This is a genomic window from Tenacibaculum lutimaris (assembly GCF_003610735.1).
In the GTDB taxonomy this organism is placed as follows: Bacteria; Bacteroidota; Bacteroidia; order Flavobacteriales; family Flavobacteriaceae; genus Polaribacter; species Polaribacter lutimaris.
Genome location: NZ_RAQM01000009.1, coordinates 151,486 through 165,826, shown reverse-complemented (window position 1 = coordinate 165,826; position 14,341 = coordinate 151,486). Strand labels below are relative to the sequence as shown.

The 14,341-nt window shown below is 32.4% G+C and carries 12 protein-coding genes; 11 read left to right on the top strand and 1 reads right to left on the bottom strand.

Annotated elements, in window-relative coordinates; translation table 11 throughout:
* The first annotated feature begins 6 nt into the window (after nucleotides 1–6).
* From C8N26_RS09215 to C8N26_RS09165, 11 genes are all read left to right on the top strand, one after another.
* Nucleotides 7–954 carry a PorP/SprF family type IX secretion system membrane protein gene (locus C8N26_RS09215; protein WP_120187030.1) on the top strand — a complete coding sequence of 316 codons (948 nt, stop codon included), beginning with the start codon at nucleotides 7–9 and terminating at the stop codon, nucleotides 952–954.
* A gap of 66 nt (nucleotides 955–1,020) precedes the next feature.
* Complete coding sequence (rluF, locus tag C8N26_RS09210; RefSeq protein ID WP_120187029.1) at nucleotides 1,021–1,872, top strand: 23S rRNA pseudouridine(2604) synthase RluF; 852 nt, start codon at nucleotides 1,021–1,023, stop codon at nucleotides 1,870–1,872.
* 70 nt (nucleotides 1,873–1,942) lie between these two features.
* Nucleotides 1,943–3,073, top strand: a complete 1,131-nt coding sequence (gene tgt, locus C8N26_RS09205; RefSeq protein ID WP_028891013.1) for a tRNA guanosine(34) transglycosylase Tgt — start codon at nucleotides 1,943–1,945, stop codon at nucleotides 3,071–3,073.
* Between the two features lies 1 nt (nucleotide 3,074).
* Nucleotides 3,075–4,160, top strand: a complete 1,086-nt coding sequence (locus C8N26_RS09200; RefSeq protein ID WP_120187028.1) for an LptF/LptG family permease — start codon at nucleotides 3,075–3,077, stop codon at nucleotides 4,158–4,160.
* Nucleotides 4,147–5,046: a DMT family transporter gene (locus C8N26_RS09195; protein ID WP_120187027.1), complete on the top strand. Its 900-nt coding sequence runs from the start codon at nucleotides 4,147–4,149 to the stop codon at nucleotides 5,044–5,046. Before C8N26_RS09200 ends, C8N26_RS09195 begins: the two co-directional genes overlap by 14 nt.
* Nucleotides 5,047–5,147: 101 nt before the next feature.
* Entirely contained in the window at nucleotides 5,148–6,101 is a 954-nt protein-coding gene (locus C8N26_RS09190) for an acetyl-CoA carboxylase carboxyltransferase subunit alpha (RefSeq protein WP_028891016.1), read from the top strand.
* Nucleotides 6,102–6,224: 123 nt separating this feature from the next.
* A complete protein-coding gene (locus C8N26_RS09185; RefSeq protein WP_120187026.1) occupies nucleotides 6,225–6,647 on the top strand; it encodes a hypothetical protein in 423 nt (140 codons plus the stop codon).
* A gap of 170 nt (nucleotides 6,648–6,817) precedes the next feature.
* The gene (locus tag C8N26_RS09180; RefSeq protein ID WP_120187025.1) at nucleotides 6,818–7,900 is read left to right on the top strand and encodes an efflux RND transporter periplasmic adaptor subunit; all 1,083 of its coding nucleotides are present in this window, start codon (nucleotides 6,818–6,820) and stop codon (nucleotides 7,898–7,900) included.
* Nucleotides 7,901–7,922: 22 nt separating this feature from the next.
* Nucleotides 7,923–11,171: an efflux RND transporter permease subunit gene (locus C8N26_RS09175; RefSeq protein ID WP_120187024.1), complete on the top strand. Its 3,249-nt coding sequence runs from the start codon at nucleotides 7,923–7,925 to the stop codon at nucleotides 11,169–11,171.
* A complete protein-coding gene (locus C8N26_RS09170) occupies nucleotides 11,161–12,612 on the top strand; it encodes a TolC family protein (protein WP_120187023.1) in 1,452 nt (483 codons plus the stop codon). The genes C8N26_RS09175 and C8N26_RS09170 overlap by 11 nt, the downstream gene beginning before the upstream one ends.
* Before the next feature lie 186 nt (nucleotides 12,613–12,798).
* Complete coding sequence (locus C8N26_RS09165; RefSeq protein WP_120187022.1) at nucleotides 12,799–13,671, top strand: cation diffusion facilitator family transporter; 873 nt, start codon at nucleotides 12,799–12,801, stop codon at nucleotides 13,669–13,671.
* Nucleotides 13,672–13,701: 30 nt separating this feature from the next.
* Here C8N26_RS09165 and C8N26_RS09160 read toward each other — a convergent pair whose 3' ends face one another.
* Nucleotides 13,702–14,334: a 7-carboxy-7-deazaguanine synthase QueE gene (locus C8N26_RS09160; RefSeq protein ID WP_120187021.1), complete on the bottom strand. Its 633-nt coding sequence runs from the start codon at nucleotides 14,332–14,334 to the stop codon at nucleotides 13,702–13,704.
* Nucleotides 14,335–14,341: the final 7 nt, after the last annotated feature.

The window sequence follows — 14,341 nt, the reverse complement described above, 5'->3', positions numbered from 1 at the left end:
AGAAAAATGAGAAAGATTTTAATAATTTTGGGTGTAGTATTTAGTAGTGTAAAAGCAACTGCACAAGAGGTAGAATTGCCACAATATGTAAGTCATTTAGCAGATAACCCTTTTGTAATCTCACCAACCTATGCGGGTATTGGAACAGGATTACAGGTTAGATTAAACGGAGTAAGCCAATGGATAGGTGTAAAAGACGCACCTGATACACAATCATTAACAGTTGAAGCACGTATTGCAGATACTTTCGGAGGAGGTATTTCATTATTTAATGATAGTAATGGATTTACCACTCAAAAAGGGGCAAAATTATCGTTTGCAAGTCACTTAACATTAAGTGACTTCCACGATAGTTTCCTATCATTTGCATTAAGTTATAGTTTTATTCAATTTGGTCAAGACACATCTCAAGATAATACGAATAGTGGTAAACCTTCTAGAGCCATAAATCACTCTAATTTTGATGTAGGTTTACTATACCGTTTTGAAAAGTTCAGTATTACGGCTAACGTAGTTAATTTATTGAATAGGGATGTAGAAAACTTCGAAACAGGTGAGCCAGAAGAGTTACGAAAGTACGTGGTGTTTTCATCATATATATTTTCAAGAATTAGTAGAGGTTTTGAGTTAGAGCCTTCTATTCTTTATGAGTATAGAGAAGCTACAGGGCGTTCTAAAACAGATATGAACATTAAAGCCAGAAAAGGTATTAGAGATGGGTATGTTTGGGCAGGTTTAAGTTATACCTTCTTAAACGATCAGTTTTTTCAACCAAACGCCATTGCGCCATTATTTGGTTTAAAGAAAGATAATCTTTATTTGTCATACGGATTTAGTATTAATATGAACAAAACACAAGACTTTAACTACGGTACACACATGATTACACTAGGGTTTGATTATGAAAGAAGACAAAGTTTAGCACGTTGTACACAAAAAATGATTATGTTCTAATATTTTAAAGCATAAATTATTAAATCCTCAAGTGTTAGCTTGAGGATTTTCTTTTTCTTTGCATTAATGGAAAATAATAACGACACATCAATAAATCTTAACAAGTACATAAGTAGTACAGGAATCTGTTCACGTCGTGAAGCAGAAAGATTTATTACTGAGGGGAGAGTAACTATAAATGGTAAATCTACACAGTTAGGAAATAGAGTGCATGAAGGAGATGTAGTGAAAATTGATGGAAAACCATTAAAAACTAAGCCTAAAACGATATATATAGCTTTAAATAAACCTGTAGGAATTGTTTGTACTACCGATAGCAAAGAGCGTAAAAATATCGTAAAATTTGTAGGGCATCCACAAAGATTATTTCCTATTGGACGTTTAGATAAACCCTCAGAAGGGTTAATTTTTTTAACCAATGATGGAGATATCGTAAATAAGATTTTACGTGCAGGGAACAATCATGAAAAGGAGTATATAGTTTCGGTAGATAAAACTTTTGATGAACGTTTTATGAAACGGATGAGTAACGGAATACCGATTTTAGGAACAGTTACCAAAAAATGTAAAGTAGAACGTGTTAATGATACCACCTTTAAGATAATATTAGTGCAAGGTTTAAATCGTCAAATCCGACGTATGTGTGAATATTTAGGTTACAATGTAACAAAGTTAAAACGCACACGTATTATGAATGTAACTTTAGGAAACCTGAAAGTAGGAGAATGGCGAGAGTTAACATCCAAAGAAATGGATGAAATAAATAAACTTGTAGCAGGTTCGTCAAAAACGTACGAAACAACAGAAAAAATGAGTTCTTCAACAGAAACCAAAAACAAAAATTCACCTAAGAAGAATACATTATCTAATAAAAAAGGAGAATTTAAGAACAAGTTTGGGAGAAGAAGAAAGAATTAAAAATCAGTAATAAGAAACTTTTAACTTTCTACTTTTTAACATTCAACTTACATGCGTATCTTTGCCACTTATGCAATTTGACTTAAAAATAACCGATCCTAAAAGTAAAGCACGAGCAGGTGTTATTACTACCGATCACGGAACCATAGAAACTCCAATATTTATGCCTGTAGGTACAGTAGCTACAGTAAAAGGAGTACACCAATCAGAATTAAAAGAAGAGATAAACCCTGATATCATTTTAGGAAATACCTATCACTTATACTTACGCCCTCAAACCTCTATTTTAGAACAAGCAGGAGGCTTACATAAATTTATGAACTGGGATCGTAATATTTTAACTGATAGTGGAGGATATCAAGTATACTCGTTATCAGGAAGAAGAAAAATAAACGAAGAAGGGGTAAAGTTTAAAAGTCATATTGATGGATCAACTCATTTTTTTACTCCTGAAAATGTAATGGATACACAACGTACCATTGGAGCAGATATAATTATGGCTTTTGATGAGTGTACACCATACCCTTGCGATTATAACTACGCAAAACGATCTATGCACATGACACATCGTTGGTTAGATCGTTGTATAAAACATTTCAATAACACACCTCCAAAATACGGATACAATCAAACCTTATTTCCAATAGTGCAAGGAAGTACCTATAAAGATTTACGTAAACAATCAGCAGAGTACATCGCAAATTCAGGAGCTGAAGGAAATGCAATTGGTGGGTTGTCAGTTGGTGAACCAGCTGAAGAAATGTATGCAATGACTGAGGTTGTAACAGCAATTTTACCAGAAGATAAACCTCGTTATTTAATGGGGGTAGGTACACCAATCAACATTTTAGAGAATATTGCACTAGGAGTAGATATGTTCGACTGTGTAATGCCAACACGTAATGCTCGTAACGGAATGTTATTCACGGCACACGGTAGTATTAATATTAAAAATAAGAAGTGGGAAAACGATTTTTCTCCTATTGATGAAATGGGAATTACTTGGGTAGATACCATGTACTCAAAAGCCTATTTACGCCACTTATTTGCTTCAAGAGAAATGTTAGGGAAACAAATCGCTTCTATTCATAATTTAGGATTTTACTTATGGTTGGTACGTGAAGCACGTAAACATATTATAGCAGGAGATTTTGCCACGTGGAAAGACAAAATGGTAAAACAAATGGATAAACGTTTGTAACTTGAAAAAACTAGATTGGTACATATTAAAGCGTTATCTGGTAACTTTTTTGTTTACCTTATTAATTCTAATTCCTATTGCTGTAGCAATTGATATTGCTGAAAAAATAGATAAGTTTTTACGTCATGAAAACTTAACTTTTTTTGAGGTAGCGAATGATTATTATAAGAATTTTATTATTTACTACGCTAATACTTTCATGCCATTAGCGTTATTTATTGCAGTAATTTTATTTACTTCAAAGTTGGCTAGTAATACTGAAATTATAGCCATAAATAGTTCTCAAGTATCATTTACTCGTTTTCTATATCCATACTTTATAGGAGCTTCTATTGTGTGTTTGGTAGCACTTTCAATGAATCACTTTTTTGTCCCTACTAGTAGTAAAACAAGAAAAGCATTTGAAAAAGAGTACCTTAAAAAGCAAAAATATTCAGATACTTCAATACAAGAGTTCAGTTTACAATTAAATGATAGTACTTATGTCTACTTACAGAGGTATGATTTAAAACGAAATTCAGGATATAACTTTTCAATAGATTTATACGATGGTATAAAACTAAAAAGTAAGTTGATGGCAGATAACATTAACTGGAATGAAAAGGACAGTACGTTTAAATTAAGTACATGGAAACTTCGAAAAATCTTTAAGGGAAGAGATAGTATTTTTTCAGGAAGAAGTATAGATACAACGTTCACTTTTACTCCTACCGATTTCAATTATAAAAACGTAATGGCTCAAGAAATGAATTCTCCAGAATTAATAAAATTCATTGATGTGTCTAGAAAAAGAGGAATCAAAAACTTAAATGCTTATTTAGTAGAACTATATAAACGTACTAGTTTGCCTATTGCTAGTTATATTTTAACCATGATTGCTGTTGCTTTAGCGCATAAAAAAACTCGTGGAGGTATTGGAGCTAATTTGGCGATAGGAATCGCTGTAATGTTTATTTATGTGTTCTTTTTAAAAGTAGCAGAGGTATTAGGAGCAGTAGCGGGCGCTAATGCTTTGTTGAATGTTTGGGTACCAAATATTGTTTTTGGTCTATACGCTATTTACTTATATATAAATGCAAGGAGATAAATTAAGAAATTACCTACACCTACATTTAATCGTTTTTATTTGGGGATTTACAGCAATACTAGGAGCATTAATATCAATTGATGCTGTTCCATTAGTTTGGTATCGAATGTTTTTAGCTGTTATTTTTATAGCACTGTATTTTTTAATCAGAAAAAAAACATTTAAAATTGAGAAGAAAGCATTGTTAAAGTTTGCTATTTCAGGAATAATTATAGCAGTGCATTGGATAACTTTTTTCAAGGCTATTAAAGTATCGAATGTATCAGTAGCATTAGTTACAATGAGTACAGGAGCTTTTTTTGCCTCGTTAATAGAACCTTTCTTCTTTAAGAGAAGAGTAAAGCTTATTGAGATTGTTTTAGGCTTACTCGTAATTGCAGGTTTGTATATTATATTCAATTTTGAAAGTCAATATACTTTAGGGATTGTTTATGCGTTAATATCAGCTTTTTTATCAGCATTGTTTTCAGTATTAAACGGATTATTTATCCAAAAGCATGATGCAAATACAATTTCCTTTTACCAATTATTCTTTGGTGTCTTAGGAGTAACATTATACATGTTATTTACGCAACAATTTTCAATAGAGTTTTTCCAAATTAAAACAACCGATTGGATATATTTATTTGTGTTAAGTAGTATTTGTACAGCGTATGCTTTTATAGCTTCTGTTAAAGTGATGAAGTATTTAACTCCCTATACAGTAATGCTTACAATCAATTTAGAGCCTATATACGCTATCATTTTAGCACTCATAATTTTTGGTGAAAAAGAACAAATGAATCCAGAGTTTTACTACGGTGCTTTCATAGTTTTATTTGTGGTGTTGCTTAACGGAGTTCTAAAAAACGCATCTTCTATAAAAAAGAAAATGATTAAAAAATAGTATTTTAAGAAAAACGATCAAGGTAAACTGTACAATTTTTTAGTATGTTTGCCTTTACAAACGACTAATTAGAAAATTAGAAAATCAAATTATATACAATAATGGAATATTTAGATTTTGAAATGCCAATTAAAGAACTACAAGATCAGTTGGCAAAATGTCAGATTATTGGAGAAGAAAGTGAAGTAGATGTAACGGAAACATGTAAAAAAATCGAAGAAAAATTAGAAAAAGCGAAGAAAGACATATATAAAAATTTAACTGCATGGCAACGTGTACAGTTATCTCGTCACCCAAATCGTCCGTATACATTAGATTATATCAAGGCGCTTTGTGGAGATACTTTTATGGAGTTACACGGAGATCGTAGTGTAAAAGATGATAAAGCCATGATAGGTGGTTTAGGTAAAATAGGAGACCAGTCTTTTATGTTTATAGGTCAGCAAAAGGGATATAATACGAAAACGCGTCAGTATCGTAATTTTGGTATGGCAAACCCAGAAGGATACCGTAAAGCATTGCGTTTAATGCGTATGGCTGAAAAATTCGGAATTCCAGTTGTTACTTTTGTAGATACTCCAGGTGCTTACCCAGGATTAGAAGCTGAAGAACGTGGACAAGGAGAAGCAATTGCTCGTAATATTTTTGAAATGACTTACTTAAAAACTCCAATTATCACTATAATTATTGGAGAAGGGGCTTCGGGAGGAGCTTTAGGAATTGGAGTAGGAGACAGAGTATATATGTTAGAAAATTCATGGTATTCAGTTATTTCTCCTGAAAACTGTTCAACAATTTTATGGAGAAGCTGGGAGCAAAAAGAAAAGGCTGCTGAAGCGTTAAAGTTAACAGCTAAAGATGGAATGAAGCTTAATATAGTAGATGACATCATTAAAGAACCATTAGGAGGTGCTCATTCTGATAGACCAGCAACTTTCGAAGCTGTTAAAGAACAAATTTTAAAAACGTATAAAGAGTTAAATAAACTAACTGAAGCTGATTTAGTAGCTCAGCGTATGGAAAAATATGCAAATATGGGAGTATTTAAAGAATAGTCTTTAACATATCCTTAAAACAAATTAAAACTCGCCAATTGGCGAGTTTTTTTATTGGTTACTATTTTTTACTAAAGTATTTGTTTGTCATATGAATATATATATCTAATTTTGCCGGTCGAAATGAGTAATGTATTCAATAAATATCTTTTTTTAGTAATATTCTTATTAAAAGGATGGTCTACATCGTATGCAGATTATGGTCAATTTAATAAGAGTATCTCGGTGCCTGTATTAAATTCAGCCTGTGTACAAACTCAATTCATTACTCAAAATACAACATATAACTTAGTTTTTGACAAAAATCATCAAGATCCTGAAAAAGAAAATTATTTTGAAATCAACGAAGTTGAAGACAAAACTCAAGAAGAAGATGAAATTGACAGAAGCTTATCTAAGTTTGGTGGCTACTTTTCTGCCATTTTGCATGCTCAATTTTTTGAAAATCAACTTTGTGTAGTTAAAGAAAAAACACAAAGAAGTAAAGAGTATATTTTTACTTCTATTTTAAAATTGCATGTAAAACATCAAGTTTTTATAATTTGATACACTCCTTTTTTAAAGTAAAACCTAAGTGCTTTTATAGGTTATTATTTTAATTCTCAAAACTCAAGAAATCAATTAAATCTTTTGGGCAATCATTCTATGTGAATAATTGCGATGATTCTACGTGTTTGGTTGCCCATCCTACTAATTTTTTAAATACATATAAAAAAATGAAAAAAAGCTTCATTTTAATGAGCCTATTTGCGCTATTCATTCACGTTAGTTGCGAATCAAAAAAGGAATCTAAACACCCAGAAACAAAATTCCTTGTAACCAACCCAATTAAAAAAGATACCTCAATTACAAAAGACTATGTAAGCCAAATTCATGCTAGCCAGCATATAGAATTAAGAGCTTTAGAAAAAGGATATTTGAAACAAATATTTGTAGATGAAGGGCAACATGTAAAAAAAGGACAACGCATGTTTCAAATATCACCAAATGTATATAAAGCAGATTTACAGAAAGCTACAGCAGAAGCAAAAGCAGCTGAAATTGAATATAAAAATACTCAATTATTAGCTGAAGGAAATGTTGTTTCTGAAAACGAATTGGCTTTAGCAAAAGCAAATTATGAAAAAGCATTAGCAGAAGTAGAGTTAGCTAAAACACATCTTGGTTTTACAAGTATAAAAGCCCCTTTTGATGGTATAATGGATCACTTACATGCTAGAAATGGTAGTTTGTTAGATGAAGGAGAACTCCTAACAACACTGTCAGACAACAGTAAAATGTGGGTGTATTTTAATGTGCCAGAAACTGAATATTTAGACTACATAATGAGTCAAGATAAAGACAAGAAAAAAGAAGTAACACTTTTAATGGCAAATAACAAGCCATTCAATCAAAAAGGAATAGTAGAAACGATTGAAGGAGAGTTTAACAATGAAACAGGAAATATTGCCTTTAGAGCAACTTTTCCAAATCCAGATGGAATTTTAAGACACGGAGAAACAGGAAGTATTTTAATGAAAGTTCCTTATAAAGAAGCTCTAATCATTCCTCAAAAAGCAACTTTTGAAGTACTAGATAAAAAATATGTTTTTGTGGTAGATAAAAATAATACAGTAAAACAACGAGAAATTACTGTAGAGGCGGAATTACCACACTTATTTATAGTAGAAAATGGACTTACAGAAAACGATAAAATATTGTTAGAAGGAATTAGAATGGTAAAAGACCAACAAAAGATACATGTTGAGTTTGAAGAACCAAATGCAGTTTTGTCAAGTTTAGACTTGTATGCAGAGTAATTAAAATTAAAATTAACAAAACATGTTTAGTCAATTTATAAAAAGACCCGTACTAGCAATAGTTATTTCGGTAATGATTGTTTTTACAGGATTGTTAGCTATAAAACAGCTTCCTATTTCTCAGTTTCCACAAATTGCACCAACCACGGTAAACATATTTATAGCTTACCCAGGTTCAAGTGCAGATGTATTGGTAAACTCAACATTAATTCCCCTAGAAACAGCTATCAATGGAGTACAAGGAATGCGTTATATCGCTTCTGATGCAACAAGTGCAGGAGAAGGAACCCTACGTGTAATTTTTGAACCAGGTACAGATCCTAACCAAGCGGTAGTCAGGGTAAAAACAAGGGTAGATCAAGTAATGCCTTTATTACCTGAGTTAGTACAACGCGAGGGAGTAATTATTACTCCAGTACAACCAAGTATGTTAATGTATGTGAACCTTTTCAGTAAAGAAAAAAATAATGATGAAAAGTTCTTATACAACTATGCTTACACGAAAATGGTACCAGAAATTCAACGAATTGATGGTATTGCAAGTGCTCAAATTTTAGGAAGTAGAAAATATGCGATGAGAGTTTGGTTAAAACCAGACCGAATGAGAGCCTATAATATTTCTGCGGAAGAAATTTTAGAAGCGATGGAAGACCAAAGTATTTTGGCAAGACCCGGAAGATTGGGAAGAAGTTCAGGAATTAAATCACAATCACTAGAATACGTACTTACCTATCAAAACAGGTATAACGAACCAGATCAGTACAAAGACATTATTATTCGAGCAAATGAAGAAGGAGAAATTTTAAAGCTAAAAGATGTTGCCGAAGTAAAATTAGGGAGTGAATTCTTCGATATTTACTCAAACTTAGATGGGCATCCATCAGCATCTATTGTTTTAAAACAAACCTTTGGAAGTAACGGTAGTGATGTAATAGCATCGGTAAAAGAAAAACTAAAAGAATTAAAAGAAGATCTACCACCAGGGATTGATTTTCAAATTAGTTATGACGTTTCTAACTTCTTAGACGCCTCTATAGAACAAGTAATACATACACTTAGAGATGCCTTTATTTTAGTAGCAATTGTGGTATTCCTATTCTTGGGAGATTTACGATCAACCTTAATTCCAATTATAGCAGTACCAGTATCCTTAATCGGAGCTTTCTTTATAATGCAGCTTTTTGGGCTTTCAATAAACTTAATTACCCTGTTTGCATTAGTGTTAGCCATTGGTATTGTAGTAGATGATGCTATTGTAGTTGTAGAAGCAGTCCATTTAAAAATGGAGAAAGAACATCTAACACCTTATCAAGCATCTAAAGCAGCATTAGGAGAAATAGGAGGTGCCATTTTAGCAATTACATTTGTTATGGTTTCTGTATTTGTGCCAATTTCATTTATGACAGGACCGGTAGGAGTTTTCTACAGACAGTTCTCTATAACAATGGCGGGATCTATCATTATTTCAGCAGTGGTAGCATTAACATTAACACCAGTATTGTGTGCAATGATGTTGAAGAACAACCACGGAAAAGAAAGAAAAAAATCAATAGTAGATAAATTTATTGATTGGTTTAACAAAGGATTTGAAAAGCTTACAGGAAGATATGTAAAAGTGTTAAACAGAATCGTAGCACGAAGAATGTTAACCTTTGGAGTATTACTAGCTTTCTGTGCAGGAATATTTATTACCAATAAAACATTACCAGCAGGTTTTATTCCTAGTGAAGACCAAGGAATGATTTACGCAATTATTCAAACACCACCAGGTGCTACCTTAGAACGTACAAACGAAGTAGCAAGAAAATTACAACAAATTTGTGAAGAAACTGAGGGAGTAGAGTCAGTTTCATCTTTAGCAGGATATGAAATTATGACCGAAGGTAGAGGGTCAAACGCAGGTACCTGTTTAATTAATTTGAAACCATGGTCAGAACGTCATCATTCAGTTCATGAAATCATGGAAGAACTAGAAGAAGAAACTAAAGACTTAGGAGCGGTTATAGAATATTTTGAACCACCAGCAGTACCAGGTTTTGGATCTTCAGGAGGATTCTCAATGCGTTTATTAGATAAAACAAACTCAACAGACTACCACGAGTTTGAACGTATCAATAACAAATTCATGGAGTCGTTATCAAAACGAAAAGAGCTTACAGGGTTATTTACTTTTTATTCTGCAAACTATCCGCAGTACGAATTAAAAATCGACAATAAAAAAGCGATGCAAAAAGGAGTGACCATTGGTAAAGCCATGGAAAACCTAAACATTTTAATAGGTAGTACCTATGAACAAGGTTTTATTCGTTTTGGTAGATTCTTTAAAGTATATACACAAGCAGCACCAGAATACAGAAGAATTCCTTCAGATTTAGAAAAACTATATGTTAAAAATGAAGAGGGAGAAATGGTGCCTTATTCAGCGTTCATGAGTTTAGAAAAAAAACTAGGACCTAATGAGATAACACGATACAATTTATATAATTCAGCAGCTATTAGAGGATTACCAGCACCAGGATACACAAGTGGAGATGCTATTAACGCAATTAAAGAAGTAGCAGCAAAAGAATTACCAAGAGGTTATGATGTAGCTTGGGAAGGACTTACCTATGATGAAGCAAGAAGAGGTAATGAATCAGTGTATATTTTCATCATTGTATTAGCCTTTGTATATTTTGTATTAGCAGCACAATATGAAAGTTTTATACTACCATTAGCTGTAATTTTCTCACTTCCAGTAGGAGTGTACGGGTCATTTACACTATTAAAATTAATGGGCTTAGCTAATGACGTATATGCACAAATTGGTATAATAATGCTGGTCGGTTTATTAGGTAAAAATGCAGTGTTAATTGTAGAATTTGCGGTATTAAAACGAAGTCAGGGAGCTACAATTTTTGAAGCAGCTATTGAAGGAGCTAAAGAACGATTCAGACCAATTTTAATGACTTCATTTGCGTTTATCGCAGGGTTAATACCGTTAGTTATAGCTCATGGAGCAGGAGCTATTGGTAACAGAACTATTGGTGGGTCGGCTTTAGGAGGAATGTTAATAGGTACAATTTTCGGAGTTTTAATTATACCAGGTCTCTATTACATATTTGCTAAAATGAGTGATGGAAGAAGCTTAATTAAAGACGAATCGAGCGAACCAGTTTCTGAAGAATTTATAAGAATAAATGAAGTTGAAGGAAGTAAAACAAAAGCTAAAATAGCAGAGCTTAAAAAACTTCTAAAGAAAATAATTAAAAGAGAAAACAATGAAAACTAAACAAAGAAGTTTATTTGTAATAAAAAAAGCACACTTTTTAAGTGTGCTTACCCTCTTAGTTTTGTGCTCTTGTGTATCAAATCAAGTAGTAAGAGAAGAAAATAAGGCGGTACCAGAGAATTTTAAGAACCAACCTACAGATTCATTAAATACAGCTACTATTAAATGGCGTGACTTTTTTTCAGACTCACATTTAATTTCTCTGATAGATACAGCTTTATCAAACAACCAAGAGTTGAACATAATGTTACAACAAGTAGCTATTTCAAAAAATAATATTAAGGCAAAAAAAGGTGAATATTTACCATTTGTAAATATGTATGCCGGGGCAGAAGTAGAAAAGGTAGGGAAGTATACTAGAAATGGAGCCGTTGAAGAAAATTTAAATATTCGCGAAGATGAAAAATTTCCAGAGCCATTAACTGATTTTTCAATAGGACTTTCTGCTTCATGGGAGTTAGATGTTTGGAAGAAGTTACGAAATGAGAAGAAAGCAGCAGTACTAGAATACTTAGCTAGTGTTGAAGGAAAAAACTTTATGGTAACTAATTTGGTTTCAGAAATTGCAAATTCATATTACGAATTAGTAGCATTAGATAATGAATTATCTATGGTTTCACAAAACTTAGAAATTCAAAAAAATGCATTGCAAATGGTGAAGCTTCAAAAACAAGCAGCAAGAACAACTGAATTGGCAGTACGTAGGTTTGAAGCGAGTGTACTTAAAAACCAAAGTCACTTATATGAACTTCAACAAGAGATAGTAGAAACTGAAAATAAAATTAACTTTTTAGTAGGAAGATACCCACAACCTATAGAAAGAAACTCAGATAATTTTATAGATAAACCTATTGAAGGAGTAAAAGCAGGAATTCCATCACAACTGTTACAAAACAGACCCGATTTAAGGAGAGCTGAATACGAATTAGCAGCAACCAAATTAAATACTAAAATAGCACGAGCTAATTTTTATCCATCAATCGGTATAAAAGCAGGAGTAGGGTTACAAGCATTTAAACCTAAGTTTTTAACATCAACACCAGAATCGTTAGTGTATTCTTTAGCAGGTGATATTGTAGGACCTTTAATCAATAGAAATGCTATAAAAGCAGCATATAAAACAGCCAACAATAAACAATTACAAGCTGTTTACGAATACGAAAGAGCTATTTTAAATGCGTATTTAGAAGTAGCGAACGAGCTTTCGAAAATTGATAACTTAAAAAACAGTTACGATTTAAAAAAGCAACAAGTAGAAGCGTTAAACGAATCTATAGACCTTTCAATTCGTCTGTTTAAATCGGCAAGGGCAGAATATACAGAAGTGTTGTTAACGCAAAGAGAAGCATTAGAATCTAAAATTGAAATTATAGAAACTAAAAGAGATCAATTATTAGCAAACGTAAAAGTATATAAAGCCTTAGGAGGAGGCTGGAACTAATTTTTTCATTCGTTATTAAATATTAATTGTTGTTAAAGTGGTAGTTTTATTAACTATCCAAAAGACTCGCTAACTGGCGAGTCTTTTTTTAGTAATAGATTTTCTATTGTACAATTTAGGGTTTTTCAATACTTTTAAAGTACCTTCGTAATACCTCATAAAAAGAGATTGTAATATCATAATTCAATGAGTAAAGAAGAGTTAGCTATAAAAACCACCTATTTTAGTATTCTTAGCAATGCTAGTTTGGCAATTATTAAAGGACTAGCAGGTATTTTTGGAAACTCATACGCATTAATAGCAGATGCAATTGAATCTACTACCGATATTTTTTCTTCGCTTTTAGTGTTATTAGGTTTGAAATATGCGAAAAGACCCGCAGATAAAAACCATCCGTACGGACACGGAAAAATAGAACCTTTAATCACCTTTGTAGTAGTAGCCTTTTTGGTAACTTCAGCTACAGTTATAGCCTATGAAAGTATACAGAATATCCAAACACCACACAAAACTCCTAAACCATGGACTTTACTCGTTTTAGGGGCAATTATTATTTGGAAAGAAATATCTTTTCAAGTGGTTATCAGAAAAAGTAAAGAAACTAATAGTTCTTCCTTAAAAGCAGATGCGTGGCACCATCGAAGTGATGCAATTACTTCTGTAATGGCATTTATAGGAATTTCTATAGCACTTATTTTTAAAGAAGGTTATGAAACAGCTGATGATTGGGCAGCTTTATTGGCTTCGTTTTTTATTCTATACAATAGTTATCTAATTTTCAGACCAGCGCTGGGTGAAATAATGGATGAACATGTATATGATGATTTGATAGAAGAAATAAGAGAGAAATCTATGGAAGTAGCAGGTGTTTTAGGAACAGAAAAATGCTTTGTTCGTAAAGCAGGAATGAAATATCATGTAGACTTACATGCCTTTGTAGATAGCACCATTACAGTAAAAGAAGGACACGATATTGCTCATAAATTAAAAGACTATTTAAGAGAAAAACTCCCAGATTTAGGACATGTTTTAATTCATATAGAGCCAAGTGAATACTAAAAAAGCAACCTAAATAGGTTGCTTTTTTATTTATGGTATATTTAAATATTTATGAGTTTGTAAGGAAATTTTCCATTGTGGATGCTCCATCACATAATCAATAATTTGCGGAGTCATTTTTTCCTTTTTACTCCATTCAGGTTGTAAAAACAACTTACATTTTTCACCAACTTTAGCAGCCTGTTCCTCAGCAAACTGAAAATCATTTTTATTATGAATAATCATTTTCAATTCATCCGCTTCTTGGTAAGCACGTTCCAAAGGTAATTTGGTTTTTTTAGGCGATAAACAAAACCAATCCCAAACACCAGAAAAATCGTAAGCTCCAGAAGTTTCAATATGTGTTTTAATACCTTTTTCTTGAAGTTGTTGCGTAATATAATCCAAACTCCACATTAAAGGCTCTCCACCTGTAATAACTACAGTTTCAGCATATTTCTTTGCATTTTCAACAATAATATCCGTTTTTGTAGGCGGATGTAAATTAGCATCCCAGCTTTCTTTTACATCACACCAGTGGCAACCTACATCGCAACCACCAATACGAATAAAATAAGCAGCAGTACCAGTGTGTGCTCCTTCTCCCTGAATCGTATAAAACTCTTCCATTAACGGAAGCATTTCTCCTGTATTAATTAACTCTTGTACTTCTTTTTTCAACATAAGAGTG

Excerpts from the sequence above, each read along its gene's own strand:
- rluF (WP_120187029.1), top strand. The coding sequence starts at position 1,021 with ATGGAAAATAATAACGACACATCAATAAATCTTAACAAGTACATAAGT.
- C8N26_RS09170 (WP_120187023.1), top strand. The coding sequence starts at position 11,161 with ATGAAAACTAAACAAAGAAGTTTATTTGTAATAAAAAAAGCACACTTT.
- tgt (WP_028891013.1), top strand. The coding sequence starts at position 1,943 with ATGCAATTTGACTTAAAAATAACCGATCCTAAAAGTAAAGCACGAGCA.
- C8N26_RS09195 (WP_120187027.1), top strand. The coding sequence starts at position 4,147 with ATGCAAGGAGATAAATTAAGAAATTACCTACACCTACATTTAATCGTT.
- C8N26_RS09215 (WP_120187030.1), top strand. The coding sequence starts at position 7 with ATGAGAAAGATTTTAATAATTTTGGGTGTAGTATTTAGTAGTGTAAAA.
- C8N26_RS09175 (WP_120187024.1), top strand. The coding sequence starts at position 7,923 with ATGTTTAGTCAATTTATAAAAAGACCCGTACTAGCAATAGTTATTTCG.
- C8N26_RS09165 (WP_120187022.1), top strand. The coding sequence starts at position 12,799 with ATGAGTAAAGAAGAGTTAGCTATAAAAACCACCTATTTTAGTATTCTT.
- C8N26_RS09190 (WP_028891016.1), top strand. The coding sequence starts at position 5,148 with ATGGAATATTTAGATTTTGAAATGCCAATTAAAGAACTACAAGATCAG.
- C8N26_RS09180 (WP_120187025.1), top strand. The coding sequence starts at position 6,818 with ATGAAAAAAAGCTTCATTTTAATGAGCCTATTTGCGCTATTCATTCAC.
- C8N26_RS09160 (WP_120187021.1), bottom strand. The coding sequence starts at position 14,334 with ATGTTGAAAAAAGAAGTACAAGAGTTAATTAATACAGGAGAAATGCTT.
- C8N26_RS09185 (WP_120187026.1), top strand. The coding sequence starts at position 6,225 with ATGAGTAATGTATTCAATAAATATCTTTTTTTAGTAATATTCTTATTA.